Origin of the sequence: Carnobacterium jeotgali MS3, from assembly GCF_000745125.1 — a bacterium.
GTDB classification, from domain to species: Bacteria; Bacillota; Bacilli; order Lactobacillales; family Carnobacteriaceae; genus Carnobacterium_B; species Carnobacterium_B jeotgali.
This window is the reverse complement of the sequence record NZ_JQNF01000005.1, coordinates 499,878-516,440: the sequence shown is the minus strand read 5'-3', so window position 1 is coordinate 516,440 and position 16,563 is coordinate 499,878. Positions and strand designations below refer to the sequence as shown.

The window sequence follows — 16,563 nt, the reverse complement described above, 5'->3', positions numbered from 1 at the left end:
TTATAAGTTATTGAATGTTTCTACAACATTTTCTACCGTGAAACCATAATTTTCAATAACAGTTGCACCAGGTGCACTTGCACCGTATTTGTCGATACCGATTGTAGCACCATCTAAACCAACATAACGTTCCCAACCGAAAGTAGCACCCATTTCAATAGATACACGTTTTCGTACATCATTTGGTAAGACACTTTCTTTATAGGCAGCATCTTGTTTGTCGAATAGATCAAAACTTGGTACTGAAACAACTGAAACATCTGTTCCATTTTCTTTCAAAACTTTTTGAGCTTCAATAGCTAATGCAACTTCTGATCCAGATGCTAATAAAATCCCTTCTGGTTTTTCACCAGCTTGAGCTGAAATAACATAAGCTCCTTTAGCAACATTTGTACGTGCCCCTTCTTTAGTTCCAGGCAATACAGGTAAGTTTTGACGAGACAATACCAACATTGTAGGGTGATCTGTTGAAGTCAACGCTAACTCCCATGCAGCAACAACTTCATTGCCGTCTGCTGGACGTAAGATTGATAAATTAGGCATGCCACGTAAACTAGAAAGTTGTTCAACAGGTTCATGCGTTGGTCCATCTTCCCCAACAGCAACAGAATCATGTGTAAATACATATGTTACTGGGAGTTTTGAAATAGCTGCTAAACGAACAGCCGCACGCAAGTAATCCGTAAATACGAAGAAAGTACCGCCATATACTCTAGAACCGCCATGCAAGGCAATTCCATTCATAGCAGCTGTCATACCAAATTCACGAACACCAAACCAGATGTTTCTGCCATCATATTGACCAGCTTGGAAATCTTTTACATCTGCGATCATCGTGTTATTAGATGAAGATAAGTCAGCAGAACCGCCCCAGAAATATGGAACTTTTTTTGCAATCGCATTTAGAGCTTGGCTACCGGTTACACGAGAAGCTAATGCATCATCTTCAACATTATAAGTTGGCAATTCAGCATCCCAATCTGTTGGCAATTCATTGCTTAATGCCATTTCAAACTGTTTAGCTAGTTCTGGATATTCAGTGCGGTATGCTTCAAATGCAGCTTTCCACTCTTCTTCAGCTTTTGCTCCTTTATCTACCATAGTTTCTTTAAAACGTTCTGCTACTTCGGTAGGAACAAAGAAATCTTCGCCTTCCCATCCATAAGCTTTTTTAGCAGCTTCAATTCCTTCTGCTCCAAGTGGTGCACCATGAACTTTGTGTGTTCCGGCATTAGGAGCTCCAAAACCAATAATTGTTTTAACTTCAATCAAAGTAGGTTTTTTCGTTTCAGCTTTTGCAGCTTCAATTGCTGCGTTGATTTCTTCTAAATCATTGCCATCTTTTACAAGAATATGTTGCCAACCGTAAGCTTCAAAACGTTGTCCAACATTTTCAGTGAACGCTTTTGAAGTTGGTCCATCTAAAGAGATATCATTTGAATCATAAAGAACTACTAATTTTCCAAGTTCTAAATGAGCAGCTAAACTTGCTGCTTCAGCTGAAACACCTTCCATTAAATCGCCATCTCCACATAAAGCATACGTGAAATGATCAACAATTGTGTGGCTCTCTTTATTATAAGTAGCAGCTAAATGAGCTTCTGCCATAGCCATACCTACACCATTTGCAATACCTTGTCCTAGAGGACCAGTAGTTGCTTCTACTCCATCAGTATGGTTAACCTCTGGATGTCCAGGTGTTTTACTATCCCATTGACGGAATTGTTTTAAATCATCGATTTTAACGTCATATCCAGCTAAATGTAACAAGCTGTATAATAACATTGAACCATGTCCAGCTGATAAGACAAAACGGTCACGGTCAAACCATTTTGAGTTTTTTGGATTTACTTTTAATTGTTTAGTCCACAATGCGTAAGCCATTGGAGCAGCCCCCATAGGTAAGCCTGGGTGTCCGGAATTGGCTTTTTGTATACCATCCATACTTAGTGTTCTAATTGTATTTACTGCTAACTGGTCTGTGTTATCAAACAAAAAAATCATCCTTTCGATTTGAACTCTCTATTAGTACTCTATTAGTTTACTATTATTCCGCTTTAAGTGCAACGCTTTCACGAACAGAATGTTCATAAATGGGAGAATCTAATGCTTATCCCATTTATGAACAAACCTTTTTATCTGCCATGAAGGCCTTTCTCTTTTTGGATGTCTTTCAATTTATCAGGCGTAACATCCGTACCTTCTTCATCTACTATTTTAACACCTTCAATTGTTTTTCTCATTCCACCTCGGAATGCTTCAATATAAGCGTCTCTTAATTTTTTTTGTTCTACTTGTTCTTGTATGGTCAATCCTTTGGTCTTTGCTTTATTCGCTAAAACGTTTATTCTTTCCATCTGCTCTTTTGGTAACATTTAATCACTCCAGCATTTTTTTTATTTCTGGTTCAACTATAACAAACTTCTTTGATAAAATCACTCTTTTATCCTCTTTATCTACGAACGTTTGTTTGATTTGTTGTGCTATATATGGTAATCTTAGAATGATAAAAAAAGAAACGAGGTGTTTATATCTATTATGAGTAAAAATCCGGAATCAAGACAAGTTGAAGTTTTGCAATATATATACAATCAAGTTAAATTGAAGGGTTATCCTCCAACTGTTAGAGAAATTGGAACAGCCGTTTCTTTATCTTCTACATCAACAGTACATGGACATCTTTCCCGCTTAGAAAAAAATGGATATATCCAACGGGATCCTAGTAAACCACGTGCCATTGAATTAACAGCTTTAGGATTAACAAAATTAGGGATTGCATTAGACAAAATTCCTTTATTAGGAACCGTTACAGCTGGAGAGCCTATCTTAGCAGTAGAAGAAGCTACCGATTATTTCCCTCTTCCTCCAAATTTACAATTTGAAAATGAATCGTTATTCATGTTGACTATTCGCGGAGAAAGCATGATTAATGCTGGTATTTTTGATGGTGATGAAGTTATTATTCGCAAACAAGGAACCGCTAATAATGGCGACATTGTCATTGCTATGACTGTTGATGATGAGGCAACGTGTAAAAGATTTTATAAAGAAGAAGATCATTATCGATTACAACCTGAAAATGATACAATGAGTCCTATCCTACTTAATGAATTAACTATTTTAGGTAAAGTTATTGGCTTATACCGTAGCCATATCCAATAATATAAAAAAAACGAATGAATAGTTTCCTATTCATTCGTTTTTTTAGGCTATATCGCGGTACCTATTTTAGTACGTTTTTTACAGGAGCAAATGTTTTTCTATGAATTGGACATGCTCCTTGTTTTTCTAATCCTTCTAAATGTACTTTAGTTCCATAACCAGCATTTTTAGCAAAACCATAGCCTGGATATAAATCATCATAATCAGCCATCATTCTATCTCTTGTTACTTTAGCAATAATACTTGCCGCAGCAATAGATATACTTTTGGCGTCCCCTTTGATGAAACTTTCTTGCGGTATACTAACTGGTAAATGCATAGCATCAATCAATAATTGTTCTGGTTGTACAGGCAATTGTTGTATGGCTTCAATCATGGCTAATTTAGTTGCTTCGTAAATATTTACTTTATCGATTATATGATGATCTTTTACACCAATTCCAATAGCTACTGCTGCTTCTTGGATCTGTTCAAATAATGCTTCTCGTTTTGCACTAGACAATTGCTTAGAATCATTTATACCTAACACATCAAAATCTTTCGGTAATACCACTGCAGCAGCCACAACAGGTCCAGCTAGTGGTCCTCTTCCTACTTCATCGATTCCAGCGATGTATTGCGTACCTTGTTCCCAAAAATAACGTTCAATTTGAAGCATTTCTTCTTGTTTATCAAGAATAGATTGCTGTTTCTTCAACTTATTTTCCCATGCTTTGTATGCACTCGCAGCCCCTTTACGGGAATCATTCCTAATTGCTGATAGTCGCTCATCGGTTGAATCGGAAATGGTTGACAATAATTCTTTGATTGCTGCAATACTTAAAGGCTTTTCCACACGCGTTCCTCTATTCTTTAGGTAAAGAAACCGGAGCAATATCTAATGTAAATCGTCCTACTTTACCACTTCTTATTTCAAAAATTACCATTTCAGCTGCACGGCTATAGTCATCACGAAATCCTCTGCGCTCACTAATAAGCATGAGCATCTCTGGTATTGCTAATGTCATTTCCTCTTCACTTAAGCGGTATCGTTTTGAAATTGATTCCGGATAATTTTCTCGCATAAATTCTATTCCATACATAGCGATATCATCTAGTTGAAGTATGGTATCTTTGATTGCTCCTGTTAAAGCAAGTTTTTGTCCAATAGCTGGATCTTCAAACTTAGGCCAAAGAATACCTGGAGTATCCAGTAATTCCAATTCTTTGCCCAATTTTAACCATTGTTGAGCTTTTGTGACACCTGGTTTATTTCCTGTTTTTGCCACATTTTTCTTAATAAAACGATTGATTAAAGTAGACTTCCCAACGTTTGGAATTCCAATACTCATTGCTCTGATAGCACGTGGTTTGATTCCTTTAGCGGCTCTTCTGTCAAATTTTGGTTTCAAAATTTCTTTTGCTTTTTCCATAACTTGCTTCATGCCTTTTCCTTCTTGTGCAACAATTGGGACTGCAGCTATTCCTTGTTCATTAAAGTACTCCACCCATTTTTTTGTTTGAACAGGATCAGCTAAATCGCTTTTGTTTAAAATAATGATTCTTGGTTTTTCTCCTATTATCTCGTCTAAAATGGGATTGCGGCTTGATAAAGGCAATCTTGCATCTACGAGTTCAAATATCACATCTACTAATTTAATTTTTTCGGTTACTTGTCGTCTTGCTTTGGCCATATGCCCTGGAAACCATTGAATGGTCATGTTATTTTTTCACCTTTCTATTTACACACAAAAAAGAACAATTTTTTCATCTTCTTTTTTTACATTTCTTTTTTATTCTTCGTCTATTGAGCCAAACTCTTTAAGTGGCCAAATCCGGAAATTAGCTGTACCACTTACAGTAGTTGCATCTACGAATCCAAAAAAACGACTATCTTTTGAATTTATACGATTATCCCCCATCACAAAATAGCTGCCCTTAGGAACCGTCTCTTCACCCGTTTTAGAGGCTAATGAAAAGTCTTCGGTAAAGTTGCCTCCTGTAGCATAGGATTCAATCGAACTTTGCAAATACTCTTCTTCAACTGCTTTATCATTAATATATAAAACATCATCTTGATAACGAATAGTGTCACCCGGAAGACCGATGATTCTTTTGATATACTGTTTCTCAGGCTCATCAGGAGCAGGAAAAACAACAACATCAAAGCGGTCTATATTAGAGACTTTATTTAAAATCAAACGATCGTGATCTTCTAAAGTAGGAACCATCGATTCACCATCTACACTTACTGGAGCAAACAAAAAATGCCGAATAAGTAAAAAAATGATTAACGCTACTATACAATAAAGTAGTGTGCTTAAAATTTCACTTCCAAGACTTTTTTTTTCTTTACGTTTTTGACTCGAAGAAAGATGACGTGACTTTCTAGGTTCGAAAGATCTTTCTGTTTGATTTTGATCATCAGAAAAATTTATTTTACTCAATAGCTTCTCCCTACTTTCATTGTTTATTGAACGTTCTTCATGCGATTAAAAGGATAATAAATAAACGAAGTTTCTCCAACAATTGACTCAACTGGAATACTTCCAAAATACCGACTGTCATTACTTGATCTACGATTATCACCTAATACAAAATACTCATCTTCTGGTACTACTTGAGTTCCAGTCAATTCTTCTAAGGTGAAATCAGATGTCCAAATTCCGCCAGCGTTATTCACTAAATCATTATCTAGAAATTTTTCCTCGAATTTTTTATCATTTACATAAAGCTGATCATTTTCATATTGGATTTTTTCTCCAGGTAAACCAATTACTCTTTTTACAAGAGTCCGATTTGAAGAATCGTGAAATACAACTAAATCAAATCTCTCTATATCATATATTGTTTTGACAATAATTTGATCGTCCTGTTGAAAGGTAGGTATCATAGACGAACCTTCAATAGTCATAGGAATAAAGATGAAATTTCGCAATAAAACAGTGATCAATCCAGCTAACAATAGCGCCTTAGACCACTTCCATGAAAACTCCTTCCACGAATTTTTCCCCATATCCTTCGCTCCAAACCAATCTGTTTATTCTATCATACAAGAATTTTTTTCAAATAACTATCTATTTAACACAGTGCTGACCAAGAAAGAGAGATAGAAAACGCCTACCTCTCTTCCCTAGTAAGTTTTAACTGTTTTTGTTTACAACTCAATTGCTTATTAGTCGTTGGATTTAGTGGCTTGCAACTCTTTTATCGCTGCCTCATATTGAGTATCATTTTCATCAATCAATTTTCTTAACGATTCAACGAGTTGAGTTGCCGTTTCACCTGTCACTTTACCATCGACAGGGAGCTTTTTATCGATTTGGAATTGACTAACAGCCTTTTGGGTTGCTTCATCAAAGTATCCATCAATAGTATCTACAGAATAACCTAATGCATCAAGGACTTTTTCTAGGTTTTTAACTTCCTCAGAAACATCGCCCAATTGATAGGTTTTTGATCCATCAATTATCAATAAATTCGCATAATCCGGTAAAGCAACTTCGATAGTAGGCGTGATGCCTTTTTCATTGATCCATTTTCCACTTGGCGTTAACCATTTTGCAATCGTTATTTTTAACTCACTTTTGTCATTAAATGCAGCCACATTTTGGACTGTCCCTTTACCAAACGTTTTCGTTCCAATTAGTTTAACATTTCCTGATTCATTAACAGCACCTGCTAGAATTTCTGAAGCACTAGCGCTGCCTTCGTCTACTAATAAAACAGCTGGTTCAGTAACTTTAAAATCACCCATTGTCGCATTATCAGCGACGATTGAGACAGGCTCTTGATCTTTTTCTTGCGTTTGTAAAATAGTATCGCCATTTTCTAAAAACAGATTAGAAATTGACATTCCCGCATTTAATAAACCGCCTGGATTTTGACGAACATCGAACACAAAGGATTTTGCACCTTGATTTCTCAAATCTTTTATCGCAGCTACTAAATCATCATAAGTTGGTGAAGAAAAACTCGTAATGGAAATATACCCAATTGTTGGATTTTCTTCATCTAATTGATAAACAACGGTTTCAACCGGAATTGTATCTCGTACTAACGTTACTTCAAAGGTAGAATCGCCACGCCTAATAGACAAAACAACTTCCGAACCTTTTTCGCCACGAATGTGTGAAACAGCTTCATTTAAATTCATGCCGGTTAATTCTTGATCACCAGCTTTTAAAATAATATCGTTCGGCTGTAATCCTGCTTTTTCAGCTGGTGAACCTGCAATAGGAGAAACAATCATAACATTGTCTCCTTGTTTCATCACTTCTGCACCGATTCCTTCAAAGGATGCTGAAATACTTTCATCTAAAGAAGACGATTCTTCTACATCGAGGTATTGTGTGTACGGATCGCCCACAGATTCAGTCATACCAGTAATGGCACCTTCAATCAAGGTTTCCCCTTCTACACCTTGATAATAGTCTGACATTAAAGTGTCATAGACAGCTTGGATTTTTTCAAAATCCTCTGTATTTACTGCAACACTGGATTCTGAGGAATTTACATTTTTTTGTACTTCATCATTATCATCATTTGCGTTTGTAACAGCAACAGTTCCACCAATTGAAAGTGCAGCAACTACTATGAGAGAAGCACCATATGCCCAAGGTTTGATTCCTTTTTGCTTTTGTGATTTCTTTGGTTCATTCTCCATTTGCAAGGTTCCTCTCTACTTTCAATTAGACTCTACATTCGCGACCATTCTAGTCTATTTCTTACATTACTTTTAAGAATTTAATAAACAAGGTCACTTTTTACTAGAATTTTAACGCTGTTTCTAGAGCTACAATCATCATATCATTAAAGGTTTTTTCACGCTCATCTGAAGAAGTTTCTTCTCCAGTAATTAAATGGTCGCTTATGGTTAAAATAGCTAGCGCTCTACGATTGTATTTTGCTGCTAACGTGTATAGACCAGCCGCTTCCATTTCAGTAGCTAGTACGCCATAATCTGCCAATTTCTTCTTATCTAGTTCAGCATTGTAGAAACGATCAGCAGATAAAATATTCCCCACTTTAACTTTCATTCCTTGTTCAGTTGCAATTTCATACGCTGTTCTAAGTAAATCAAAATCAGCAATCGGAGCAAATTGTACTTGATCATTAAATGTATTTTTTACAACAGCTGAATCAGTTGTTGCACCTTGCGCTAAAATAACATCACGTACTTTAACATCTTTTTGCATTCCGCCAGCAGTTCCTACACGGATTAAGTTTTTCACGTTGTAACCTGTTATTAATTCTTCAGCGTAAATCATCATAGAAGGTATTCCCATACCTGTTCCTTGGACAGAAACACGTCTGCCTTTATAGGTTCCAGTGTACCCAAACATATTTCTTACGCGGTTATACTGTTCCACATCTGTTAAAAATGTTTCTGCAATATATTTTGCTCTTAATGGATCTCCAGGTAATAATACCGTTTCTGCGATTTGTCCTTCTGTAGCTTCAATGTGTACACTCATGATTATTTCCTCCTAGTTGTTTTGTTGTTTTTTTTAATTATCTTTATCCAAATAGATTTCCCATGCTTTATCAAACGTTGTCATTTCTTCTAAGTAAGTACCATTTAATTCCAAATAATGACTAATTTCATGATAATCTTCTGATTGTTTAGGAAAGCTATTATCTAAATAAACGGCATTTGCAAATAACGTTACAGCATCTTTTTTATATGGATCTCTTTCAGTCATTAAATAATGATAAAACGGACGTTGCATTAACTTAATTCCTTTCTTTATCCTGCTGGTAATCAAGACGCTCTTTTTTTTCTTGAGCATACTTTTCTGGATTTTTTTGATAAAACTCTTGGTGGTATTCTTCAGCTGGATAAAAAGGTTGTACGGCTTCAATTACAGTAACAATTGGCTTTTTATATTTTCCGCTTTCGCTTAACTGTTGCTTGGATTTTTCAGCAACTTTTCTTTGATTCTCATCTCGTACAAAGATAACAGGTCGGTAATTATCTCCTCTATCTTGAAATTGACCCATAGCATCTGTTGGATCCGTTTGATTCCAATAGATTTCGACCAATTCTTCATATGAAATAATTGTTGGATCAAAGGTTATTTCAACAGCTTCCGTGTGTCCCGTTGTTTTGGCTAGAACTTCTTCATAAGTAGGATTAACCGTATGTCCGCCTGTATAGCCTGAAACAACTTTCTCAATTCCAGGCTGTTCATCAAATGGCGAAACCATACACCAAAAACATCCTCCGGCAAAAATTGCAGTATCTCTCACAGACCTCATCCTTTCTTAAATTAGATCAATTGGTTGGCACATAGACATTGATTCGAATATCATTCTCGGCTAGATCAATCTTATCGACCGAAAAATGGATACCGCTATCTAGCGTGAACTCATTTAAATTAAAAACAAGTGTTTCTTGTTCACTATCAATAGCTACCCAATCTGGAATATTTAATTGACTTTCAATTTGATTCAAGGCAAAGGAAATCGGCAAATTCAATTTTCCAATTGAAAGGCCTGTTGTTTTAAATTGCAGATTGCCATTTTCCATAACAAATGGCTCTAAAGAAAGCTGGAATTGGACATCCTTTCCAAATAATTGAAAGGTGCCAACTAATTGAGCCTGGTCTTCCAATTTAAATTGATAATTGACCGGACCTTTTACTATTTTTTCATCTTTAAGATACGAAGCTACCAATTGATTGATATCATCTTTCTTTGTTGATACTTGAAACGTCACTTCATCACTACTAGTTTGCGTTTCTAGATTAGGCTCTCCAATAATAACCGGAGTCATTTGAGTGAAAAACCAAAATAATGTTCCTAATACGATTGAAAGCAGGACAAGAAAAGCCCATTTCCAGCCATTTAATTTACTCTTTTGCTCATTACTTTTTATGCTCATAAAAACTCCTTACTCCACAAGTTTTCTTTTTATTCAGCTACAATAGCTTGAAATAAGACCTCACTCATTAACTGATATCCAGCTTCATTCGGATGAAATAAATCCTCTTCATACAAATAAGGATTGCTGATTGCTTGTTCTTTAGCCTGTTCTTTAGCTTCTTCCTCGTTTATCAATACGTCTTTTTTCTCCTCATGTTTCAATGACGGATTAAATAAGTCAGCTATAGGAAGAAAGGTCGCATTTTCAGTTTCATTTACTACTTCCTTTGTTGTTTCATTCCATTCACCTGCTATAGTTTCCATTTCAGTTATTTCAGGAAAGTAAATAGAATAAGGATTGTAAATGCCAAAGATATATAGTTGAACTTCAGGATTCACTTTTTTAAAAGCCGATAAAAGAGTGGTTAGGTTTTCCTTATAAGTTGCTTCAGGTATAAGGAAATTTTCTTTAGTAACCGTTAAAAGATGTTGTTTTAAGGTTTGGATAATATCATTTCCACCTACCGTCAATACAACGATATCAGCAGAAGCAATATCCTCTTGGATGTCCTCACTTTCATAGAAACGTTCCAATATTTGGTCACTTCGATCGCCACTTTTCCCATAATTGCTTGTGGTTACCTCTTTATAATTATCCGTTTCTTTTAATAAGTCAGCTACTATGGGAACGTATCCGCCACTATTAGAAGTATCTCCAACACCTTGTGTTAAAGAATCACCAATTGCAACGATATGAAGAGACTCTTTTTTTAGTTCGCTTTTTTCCTCGTTGTTAGTTGAATTATTTTGAAATAAAACGGTTAGCAAACCAACAACGAGAAGACTAGCAATCATCAAAAAAAGGAAGATACCGATAATTGACCGTCCTTTTTTCATGTTAAAAACTCCTCTACTTGTCGATATATGAAAATAGTATACCAGATTCTCTATTTTTCGTATACATTTCTATCTGAAATGACTAGTGTATTTACTTATTTTTCATTTCGTACATACGTTTCAAAAACGTGTGGATATTTATTGCGGTCATCAAGAATCCCAGCTTCTATTTTATCTAGTTTCCATTGTGACCAATCTATTTCAGGCATAAAGGTATCGCCTTTAAATTCGCCTTCAATCATGGTGCGATGCAATACATCTACGTCATCCATAAAGAAACTAAAGACGTTTGCTCCACCTGTAATCAAGGTATCTCCTGAATACTCTTTAGCAAAGTCTAGTACTTCCTCTCGACTATGCATGACTTTAATCCCTTCAGCTTGATAATTGGGATCAGTTGTTAATATAATATTGATGCGATTAGGTAAAGGCCGTTTGTTCATTCCTTCAAAGGTTTTTCTACCCATCACAACCGCATTATTTATTGTCATTTGTTTGAAAAATTTTAAGTCATTCGGCAAATACCAAGGTAACGTCCCTTGATACCCAATTGCCCCATTTTGATCTTGAGCCCATAAAAAAGCAATCATATCATTCCCTACTTTCTTCTTGTTATACAGCTATTGGCGCTTTTATCCCGGGATGAGGGTCGTATCCTTCGATTTTAATATCGTCCATTTCAAAATCAAAAATACTTGTTTTTGATGAATTCAATATTAAGGTAGGCAATTCTTTAGGTTCTCTAGCTAGTTGTTTGTTTATTTGTTCGATATGGTTTGAATACAAATGTGCATCTCCCAAAGTATGAACAAATTCGCCTACTTCTAGCCCCGTTTCATGAGCAATAAGATGCGTCAATAACGCATAGCTTGCAATATTGAACGGGACTCCTAAAAAGATATCGGCACTCCGTTGGTACAATTGGCAACTTAATTTCCCATCCGCAACATAAAATTGAAATAATGTATGACAAGGAGGCAGCGCCATATTGGGTACATCTTCAGGGTTCCACGCTGAAACAAGCATACGTCTTGAGTCTGGAGATGTTTTAATCAATTTAATCACATCTTTTAATTGATCAATCGTTTCACCTTGCGTTGTTTTCCATTTGCGCCACTGTGCACCGTAAACATTTCCTAATTCACCATACTGCAATGCAAAGGTCTCATCTTCTAAAATACGGGTACAGAACGCCTCTTTTTCTTTTAGATAAAGAGTATTGAATTCTGAATCTATCAAAGACTTTCTGCCAAAATTAGTCATATCTGGTCCTTTATAATCTTCACTTTTCACAAAACGTTCAAAAGCCCATTCGTCCCATATATGATTATTATGCTGCAACAAATAGCAAATATTTGTATTGCCTTTAATAAACCATAACAATTCACTCTTAATCAAACTGAAAGGTACTCTTTTCGTGGTTAAAAGTGGAAAACCTTCTTGTAGATTAAACCGCATTTGGTGGCCAAATAAACTTTTAGTTCCCGTTCCTGTTCGATCCGTTTTTTCGTTGCCTACTTCCAAAACTTTTCTTGCTAGATTTAGATATTCTGACTCCACAACCTTACCTCCTATGGTTTAATCATTTGCGTATTGACTTAAATATTCCCAACGATTCATTTTTTCTTCTAGCTCTTTTTCAAAAACCGTTACTTGTTCTTGCTGTTCTTGTAGCAAACTAAAATTACTACCCGATTTTAGCATCTCTTGTTTGAGTGTCTCAATTTTATTTTCAAGATTAAACATTTCTTCTTCTATCGTGGACCATTCTTTTTGTTCTATAAAGGTTAATTTCACTTTTTCATCTACCACAACTGGTTCCGGTTGTGTGGCAACTTTTGTAACTGAATCACTACTTTGAACCGAGCGACCTTGTTTTTTCTCTTTTTCTTCTTCGATATAATCTGTAATACTGCCATAAAATGGTCTGATTTTTCCATGTCCATCAAATATCAGTAATTTTTCTACTGTTTTATCTAAGAAGTAACGGTCATGGGAAACTGAAATAACTGCTCCTGGGAATGTTTCGATATAATCTTCTAAGACCGTTAAAGTTGCAATATCTAAATCATTGGTGGGTTCATCCAGCAATAATACATTTGGTTGTTGCATCAATAACTTCAATAGATACAAACGTCTTTTTTCTCCACCAGATAATTTACCAATCAGCGTACCATGTGTATGACGCTCAAATAAGAACTGTTCCAATAAATTTGTCACACTGATTCGTTCACCATTAGTTGTTTCTACTTCTTCACCAACTTCTTGTAAATAAGAAATGACACGCTTATTAGGGTTCATTTCTTCAATTACTTGCGTGAAGTAAGCAACTTTTACCGTTTCACCAACAACCATTTCTCCTGAATCTAATGGGAATCTTCCAGCTAGTGTATTTAAGAAGGTTGATTTACCCGCTCCGTTTTCTCCGCTTATCCCAATTCGATCTTTCGTTTGAATCAACATATTGAAGTGATCTAATATAACTTTTCCGCCTAGATTCAGCGATGCATCTTTCAATTCAAAGACTCGTTTTCCTAAGCGCGATCCTTCTAAATTCATTTCAACTGATTCATCTACGTTTGATTGTTTTAAATTGTCTTCTAAATCTTTAAAACGACCGATTCTAGCTTGTTGTTTTGTTGAGCGTGCTTTTGCTCCAGTTCGCATCCAAGCTAATTCTTTCGTATACATCTGTTTCCTTTTATGATCTGCCACTACGGCTGCTTCTTGTCTTTGAGCTCTATTAATCACGTATTGCTCATAGTTACCTGTATAGAACGTCGCATTTCCATGGAATAATTCAACCATTCGATTAACAATTCGGTCTAAGAAATAACGGTCATGTGTTACAAGCAATAGGGCTCCTTTATACGCACTTAAATAACTTTCTAACCACGTGATTGTCTCAAAGTCTAAATGGTTTGTTGGTTCATCTAAAACTAGCAAATCGGGTTCTTGAATTAACACTTGTGCTAAACCTACTCGTTTTCTCTGACCACCGGATAACGTTCCCACCAATTGTTCTAAATCACTAATACCTAATTTAGTCAAAATTGTCGTTGCGTTTGTATCAGCTATCCAAGCATTTTCATCATTCATAGCTTGTTCAGCTCTTGAATACCTATTTTGGCATTTTTCATCCATTGGATCTGCCGTTAACAATTCTAAGGCTCTTTCATAGTTTCTAACAGCCACTAAGATGGGTGTATCTCCCTCAAAAACAGCATCGAAAACAGATTTATCAGGGTTCAAATCTGGTTCTTGCATCAAATAACTAATTGTATAGTCTTTCGGTTTTTGGATACTGCCTTTTTCAGCACTATCATTTCCTGTGATTACATTCAGTAAATTCGTTTTCCCAGAACCATTCACTCCAATTAAACCGATTCTTTCGCCTTCCATGATTGAAAAACTAATATCATCAAATAATACTTTTTCTCCGTATGTTTTTGTCAAATTCTGTACTTTTAATTCTTTCATCTTTTATCTTCACATTCCTTTATCCTACATATTTGCTTATCTTTAACATTCTACCATTTTTTATTCATAATATCTTTAGACTGCTCCAATTATATTTTATGAATCAGTTTTTTAAATTCAGCAAGATCTTCGTGAATGGTTTCTAATAACTGACGATTGTAAAATATCGCTGCTGGATGAAAAGTCGAAAAAACAGCATAATCTTTTTCAGTCCAGGTGTACGTATTGTCCTTTAAAGAAACTAAACGCAATACTGGCCCTTTATACAATTGTCCATGTTGAGCTGAAACTTTTGCTTTTGGTCCGAGCAGTCTTTGTAACCCAATATTTCCCATAGTTAAAATGTAAGGTGCTTGGACTTTCTCAATTTCTTGATCTAATAATGGAGCATGTGCGATCAGTTCCTGTTTAGTTGGAGGTCGGTTATACTTTCTTAGCACAACTTGTTTGGTTTTGCGGTCTATTTTTTCTTTATATCGATAAGGACGACTCCGAAAAGCACTTGTAATATAAACTTCCTTTCGATCAACTTCCAACAGGTCAAAAAAACGCATCAGTTCTTTCCCTGCTCTCCCAGAAAAATGGATTCCATTTAAAGCTTCTGTTTCTCCAGGAGCTTCTCCTATTAATAAGAATTTAGGATTAACGGGACCTTGCCCATAGACAAAGCCTTCAACATTGAAATGTTGGGAACGTTTTTTAGCTAAGGCAACTAGGTCAGTTGTTAATACTGTATCCAAATCAATCAACCTCCTCTCTTCTTGGATTGCTTATCTAAAAAATCAATTGAAATATTTCTTTTAGTATTTTCAAAATTAGATAGAATTGACGAATAGCTCAATTGTTTCTATAATAATATTAGGTCAGTTGTTTTAGACTTTAGAATAAAGAAACTGAATGTTATTAAAACAGCTCAACAAGGGGGTTTCGTAGATGGAAAATGGAACAGTTAAATGGTTCAGCAACGAAAAAGGATACGGATTTATTGAATACAACGAAACCGAGGATATTTTCGTTCACTTTACGGGTATTGTGAATGAAGATGGCTTTAAATCTTTGACTGATGGACAACTTGTTTCATTCGAAATTTTGGAAGGCACCCGTGGCCCTCAAGCTACTAACGTCATTGTTCTAGACTAATTTAATTAGCTATATGAATACCCAAAAAACGATACGCCTGATTTAGGGTATCGTTTTTTACTTACTTATGTTCGGATAGCTCATCCCATCTATCTTGTTGTTCTAATTGAATTAATGGTGCATTAGTTTTGATATACTCATAAAACTTTTTTTTATTCTTTTTGTTTAAGTAAATCTGAAACCCTTCTTTATCTTGGTTGAGAAATACATTGATTTCCCTTTTATCAGAAAACGTTATTTTTGTTAGTTCATCTAGTGAAATACTCTTTTTTTTAATTCCTCTAAAATAACTAATTTTCAAGTTGTTATTTTTTATCTTTAGAGTAGAGCCTAGTCCAAAAAATAAAAGTATGCCAAATATAATAATTAAACTAACCATTGTAAGACTAATAGATTGTGTTTCTAAAGCTAAAATAAGAAATAAAAAAAAGGCTAGCCAACAAATTGACCAATAAATAACTTGAAAAGCTGGTTCTATTGAAAGAGAAAATTTCAAACGAGTATTATCATCCAATACGTTGCACTCCTTATACGAAAGTATTCTCATTTTAACATATCTAAAGTCAGAAACCCATTTAAATGAAAGGAAGTAAATGAATATGATTAAAATGTATACTGATGCTTCCACAAAAAACAATCCTGGTCCCAGCGGTGTAGGAATCGTCATTAGTACTGAAGATAGACACGAGCAATTATCTATTGCTCTTGAAAAAGAAATGAGTAATCATGAAGCTGAATTTGAAGCACTTTTAAAGGGACTTCATTACTTAATTGAACACAATTTGACCGATGAAACTTTAATGATGTACACAGATAGCAAATTAGTAGCCTCGGCTGTTAAAAAAAATTACGTAAAAAAAGATCTTTTTAACGTTCACTTAACCACTATTCAAGAAAGACTCACACATTTCCCACTTTTTTTTATTGAATGGATTCCAGAATCAAAAAATAAAGGTGCTGATAATCTGGCTAAACAAGCTTTGCAAAAAATAATTTCAAAAAAATAACAGCCTTAAGACAAGCTTAAGCTGTTATTTT

General features: G+C 35.2%; 20 protein-coding genes. 3 read left to right on the top strand and 17 right to left on the bottom strand.

Features of this window, described 5'->3' with window-relative positions; translation table 11 throughout:
- Both tkt and BP18_RS04960 read right to left on the bottom strand, forming a co-directional pair.
- Positions 1-2,004, bottom strand: coding sequence for a transketolase (tkt, locus tag BP18_RS04965; RefSeq protein WP_029278089.1), 2,004 nt, complete (start codon positions 2,002-2,004; stop codon positions 1-3).
- Positions 2,005-2,135: 131 nt separating this feature from the next.
- Positions 2,136-2,375, bottom strand: coding sequence for a DUF896 family protein (locus BP18_RS04960; RefSeq protein WP_007724425.1), 240 nt, complete (start codon positions 2,373-2,375; stop codon positions 2,136-2,138).
- A gap of 163 nt (positions 2,376-2,538) precedes the next feature.
- Between BP18_RS04960 and lexA the strand changes: the two genes are divergently transcribed.
- Complete coding sequence (lexA, locus tag BP18_RS04955; RefSeq protein WP_007724423.1) at positions 2,539-3,162, top strand: transcriptional repressor LexA; 624 nt, start codon at positions 2,539-2,541, stop codon at positions 3,160-3,162.
- A gap of 61 nt (positions 3,163-3,223) precedes the next feature.
- On the opposite strand, the gene BP18_RS04950 is transcribed toward lexA, so the two are convergent.
- The 14 genes from BP18_RS04950 to BP18_RS04885 all read right to left on the bottom strand — a co-directional run bounded on the left by BP18_RS04950 (position 3,224) and on the right by BP18_RS04885 (position 15,125).
- Positions 3,224-3,997, bottom strand: coding sequence for a ribonuclease HII (locus BP18_RS04950; protein ID WP_007724421.1), 774 nt, complete (start codon positions 3,995-3,997; stop codon positions 3,224-3,226).
- Positions 3,998-4,007: 10 nt separating this feature from the next.
- Complete coding sequence (ylqF, locus tag BP18_RS04945) at positions 4,008-4,862, bottom strand: ribosome biogenesis GTPase YlqF (protein WP_007724417.1); 855 nt, start codon at positions 4,860-4,862, stop codon at positions 4,008-4,010.
- Between the two features lie 72 nt (positions 4,863-4,934).
- Entirely contained in the window at positions 4,935-5,588 is a 654-nt protein-coding gene (lepB, locus tag BP18_RS04940) for a signal peptidase I (RefSeq protein WP_007724414.1), read from the bottom strand.
- Positions 5,589-5,611: 23 nt separating this feature from the next.
- Positions 5,612-6,157 (bottom strand): signal peptidase I, encoded by a 546-nt coding sequence (lepB, locus tag BP18_RS04935; protein ID WP_029278087.1) that lies wholly within the window; start codon positions 6,155-6,157, stop codon positions 5,612-5,614.
- Between the two features lie 159 nt (positions 6,158-6,316).
- Entirely contained in the window at positions 6,317-7,807 is a 1,491-nt protein-coding gene (locus BP18_RS04930) for a S41 family peptidase (RefSeq protein ID WP_007724403.1), read from the bottom strand.
- A 103-nt stretch (positions 7,808-7,910) separates the two neighbouring features.
- Entirely contained in the window at positions 7,911-8,618 is a 708-nt protein-coding gene (gene deoD, locus BP18_RS04925; RefSeq protein WP_007724401.1) for a purine-nucleoside phosphorylase, read from the bottom strand.
- A 33-nt stretch (positions 8,619-8,651) separates the two neighbouring features.
- Positions 8,652-8,873 (bottom strand): YozE family protein, encoded by a 222-nt coding sequence (locus tag BP18_RS04920; protein ID WP_007724398.1) that lies wholly within the window; start codon positions 8,871-8,873, stop codon positions 8,652-8,654.
- A 4-nt stretch (positions 8,874-8,877) separates the two neighbouring features.
- Positions 8,878-9,393, bottom strand: a complete 516-nt coding sequence (gene msrA, locus BP18_RS04915) for a peptide-methionine (S)-S-oxide reductase MsrA (RefSeq protein ID WP_269319399.1) — start codon at positions 9,391-9,393, stop codon at positions 8,878-8,880.
- 25 nt (positions 9,394-9,418) lie between these two features.
- A complete protein-coding gene (locus tag BP18_RS04910; protein WP_007724393.1) occupies positions 9,419-10,027 on the bottom strand; it encodes a YpmS family protein in 609 nt (202 codons plus the stop codon).
- Positions 10,028-10,056: 29 nt separating this feature from the next.
- A complete protein-coding gene (locus tag BP18_RS04905) occupies positions 10,057-10,905 on the bottom strand; it encodes an SGNH/GDSL hydrolase family protein (protein ID WP_029278083.1) in 849 nt (282 codons plus the stop codon).
- Between the two features lie 95 nt (positions 10,906-11,000).
- A complete protein-coding gene (locus BP18_RS04900; RefSeq protein WP_007724388.1) occupies positions 11,001-11,495 on the bottom strand; it encodes a dihydrofolate reductase in 495 nt (164 codons plus the stop codon).
- A 22-nt stretch (positions 11,496-11,517) separates the two neighbouring features.
- Positions 11,518-12,465 carry a thymidylate synthase gene (locus BP18_RS04895; protein ID WP_029278082.1) on the bottom strand — a complete coding sequence of 316 codons (948 nt, stop codon included), beginning with the start codon at positions 12,463-12,465 and terminating at the stop codon, positions 11,518-11,520.
- 18 nt (positions 12,466-12,483) lie between these two features.
- The gene (locus tag BP18_RS04890) at positions 12,484-14,385 is read right to left on the bottom strand and encodes an ABC-F family ATP-binding cassette domain-containing protein (protein ID WP_007724383.1); all 1,902 of its coding nucleotides are present in this window, start codon (positions 14,383-14,385) and stop codon (positions 12,484-12,486) included.
- Positions 14,386-14,474: 89 nt separating this feature from the next.
- Positions 14,475-15,125, bottom strand: coding sequence for a uracil-DNA glycosylase (locus BP18_RS04885; protein WP_029278081.1), 651 nt, complete (start codon positions 15,123-15,125; stop codon positions 14,475-14,477).
- Positions 15,126-15,318: 193 nt separating this feature from the next.
- On the opposite strand from BP18_RS04885, the gene BP18_RS04880 reads away from it, so the two are divergent.
- The gene (locus BP18_RS04880; RefSeq protein ID WP_007724378.1) at positions 15,319-15,525 is read left to right on the top strand and encodes a cold-shock protein; all 207 of its coding nucleotides are present in this window, start codon (positions 15,319-15,321) and stop codon (positions 15,523-15,525) included.
- 61 nt (positions 15,526-15,586) lie between these two features.
- On the opposite strand, the gene BP18_RS04875 is transcribed toward BP18_RS04880, so the two are convergent.
- Positions 15,587-16,039 carry an EbsA family protein gene (locus BP18_RS04875; protein ID WP_035050384.1) on the bottom strand — a complete coding sequence of 151 codons (453 nt, stop codon included), beginning with the start codon at positions 16,037-16,039 and terminating at the stop codon, positions 15,587-15,589.
- Between the two features lie 85 nt (positions 16,040-16,124).
- Between BP18_RS04875 and BP18_RS04870 the strand changes: the two genes are divergently transcribed.
- Positions 16,125-16,532, top strand: coding sequence for a ribonuclease HI family protein (locus BP18_RS04870; protein ID WP_007724373.1), 408 nt, complete (start codon positions 16,125-16,127; stop codon positions 16,530-16,532).
- Positions 16,533-16,563: the final 31 nt, after the last annotated feature.

Bases quoted from the DNA above. Each gene is read 5' to 3' on its own strand.
- tkt (WP_029278089.1), bottom strand. From the start codon at position 2,004: ATGATTTTTTTGTTTGATAACACAGACCAGTTAGCAGTAAATACAATT.
- BP18_RS04960 (WP_007724425.1), bottom strand. From the start codon at position 2,375: ATGTTACCAAAAGAGCAGATGGAAAGAATAAACGTTTTAGCGAATAAA.
- lexA (WP_007724423.1), top strand. From the start codon at position 2,539: ATGAGTAAAAATCCGGAATCAAGACAAGTTGAAGTTTTGCAATATATA.
- ylqF (WP_007724417.1), bottom strand. From the start codon at position 4,862: ATGACCATTCAATGGTTTCCAGGGCATATGGCCAAAGCAAGACGACAA.
- lepB (WP_029278087.1), bottom strand. From the start codon at position 6,157: ATGGGGAAAAATTCGTGGAAGGAGTTTTCATGGAAGTGGTCTAAGGCG.
- BP18_RS04930 (WP_007724403.1), bottom strand. From the start codon at position 7,807: ATGGAGAATGAACCAAAGAAATCACAAAAGCAAAAAGGAATCAAACCT.
- deoD (WP_007724401.1), bottom strand. From the start codon at position 8,618: ATGAGTGTACACATTGAAGCTACAGAAGGACAAATCGCAGAAACGGTA.
- BP18_RS04920 (WP_007724398.1), bottom strand. From the start codon at position 8,873: ATGCAACGTCCGTTTTATCATTATTTAATGACTGAAAGAGATCCATAT.
- BP18_RS04910 (WP_007724393.1), bottom strand. From the start codon at position 10,027: ATGAGCATAAAAAGTAATGAGCAAAAGAGTAAATTAAATGGCTGGAAA.
- BP18_RS04905 (WP_029278083.1), bottom strand. From the start codon at position 10,905: ATGAAAAAAGGACGGTCAATTATCGGTATCTTCCTTTTTTTGATGATT.
- BP18_RS04900 (WP_007724388.1), bottom strand. From the start codon at position 11,495: ATGATTGCTTTTTTATGGGCTCAAGATCAAAATGGGGCAATTGGGTAT.
- BP18_RS04890 (WP_007724383.1), bottom strand. From the start codon at position 14,385: ATGAAAGAATTAAAAGTACAGAATTTGACAAAAACATACGGAGAAAAA.
- BP18_RS04880 (WP_007724378.1), top strand. From the start codon at position 15,319: ATGGAAAATGGAACAGTTAAATGGTTCAGCAACGAAAAAGGATACGGA.
- BP18_RS04870 (WP_007724373.1), top strand. From the start codon at position 16,125: ATGATTAAAATGTATACTGATGCTTCCACAAAAAACAATCCTGGTCCC.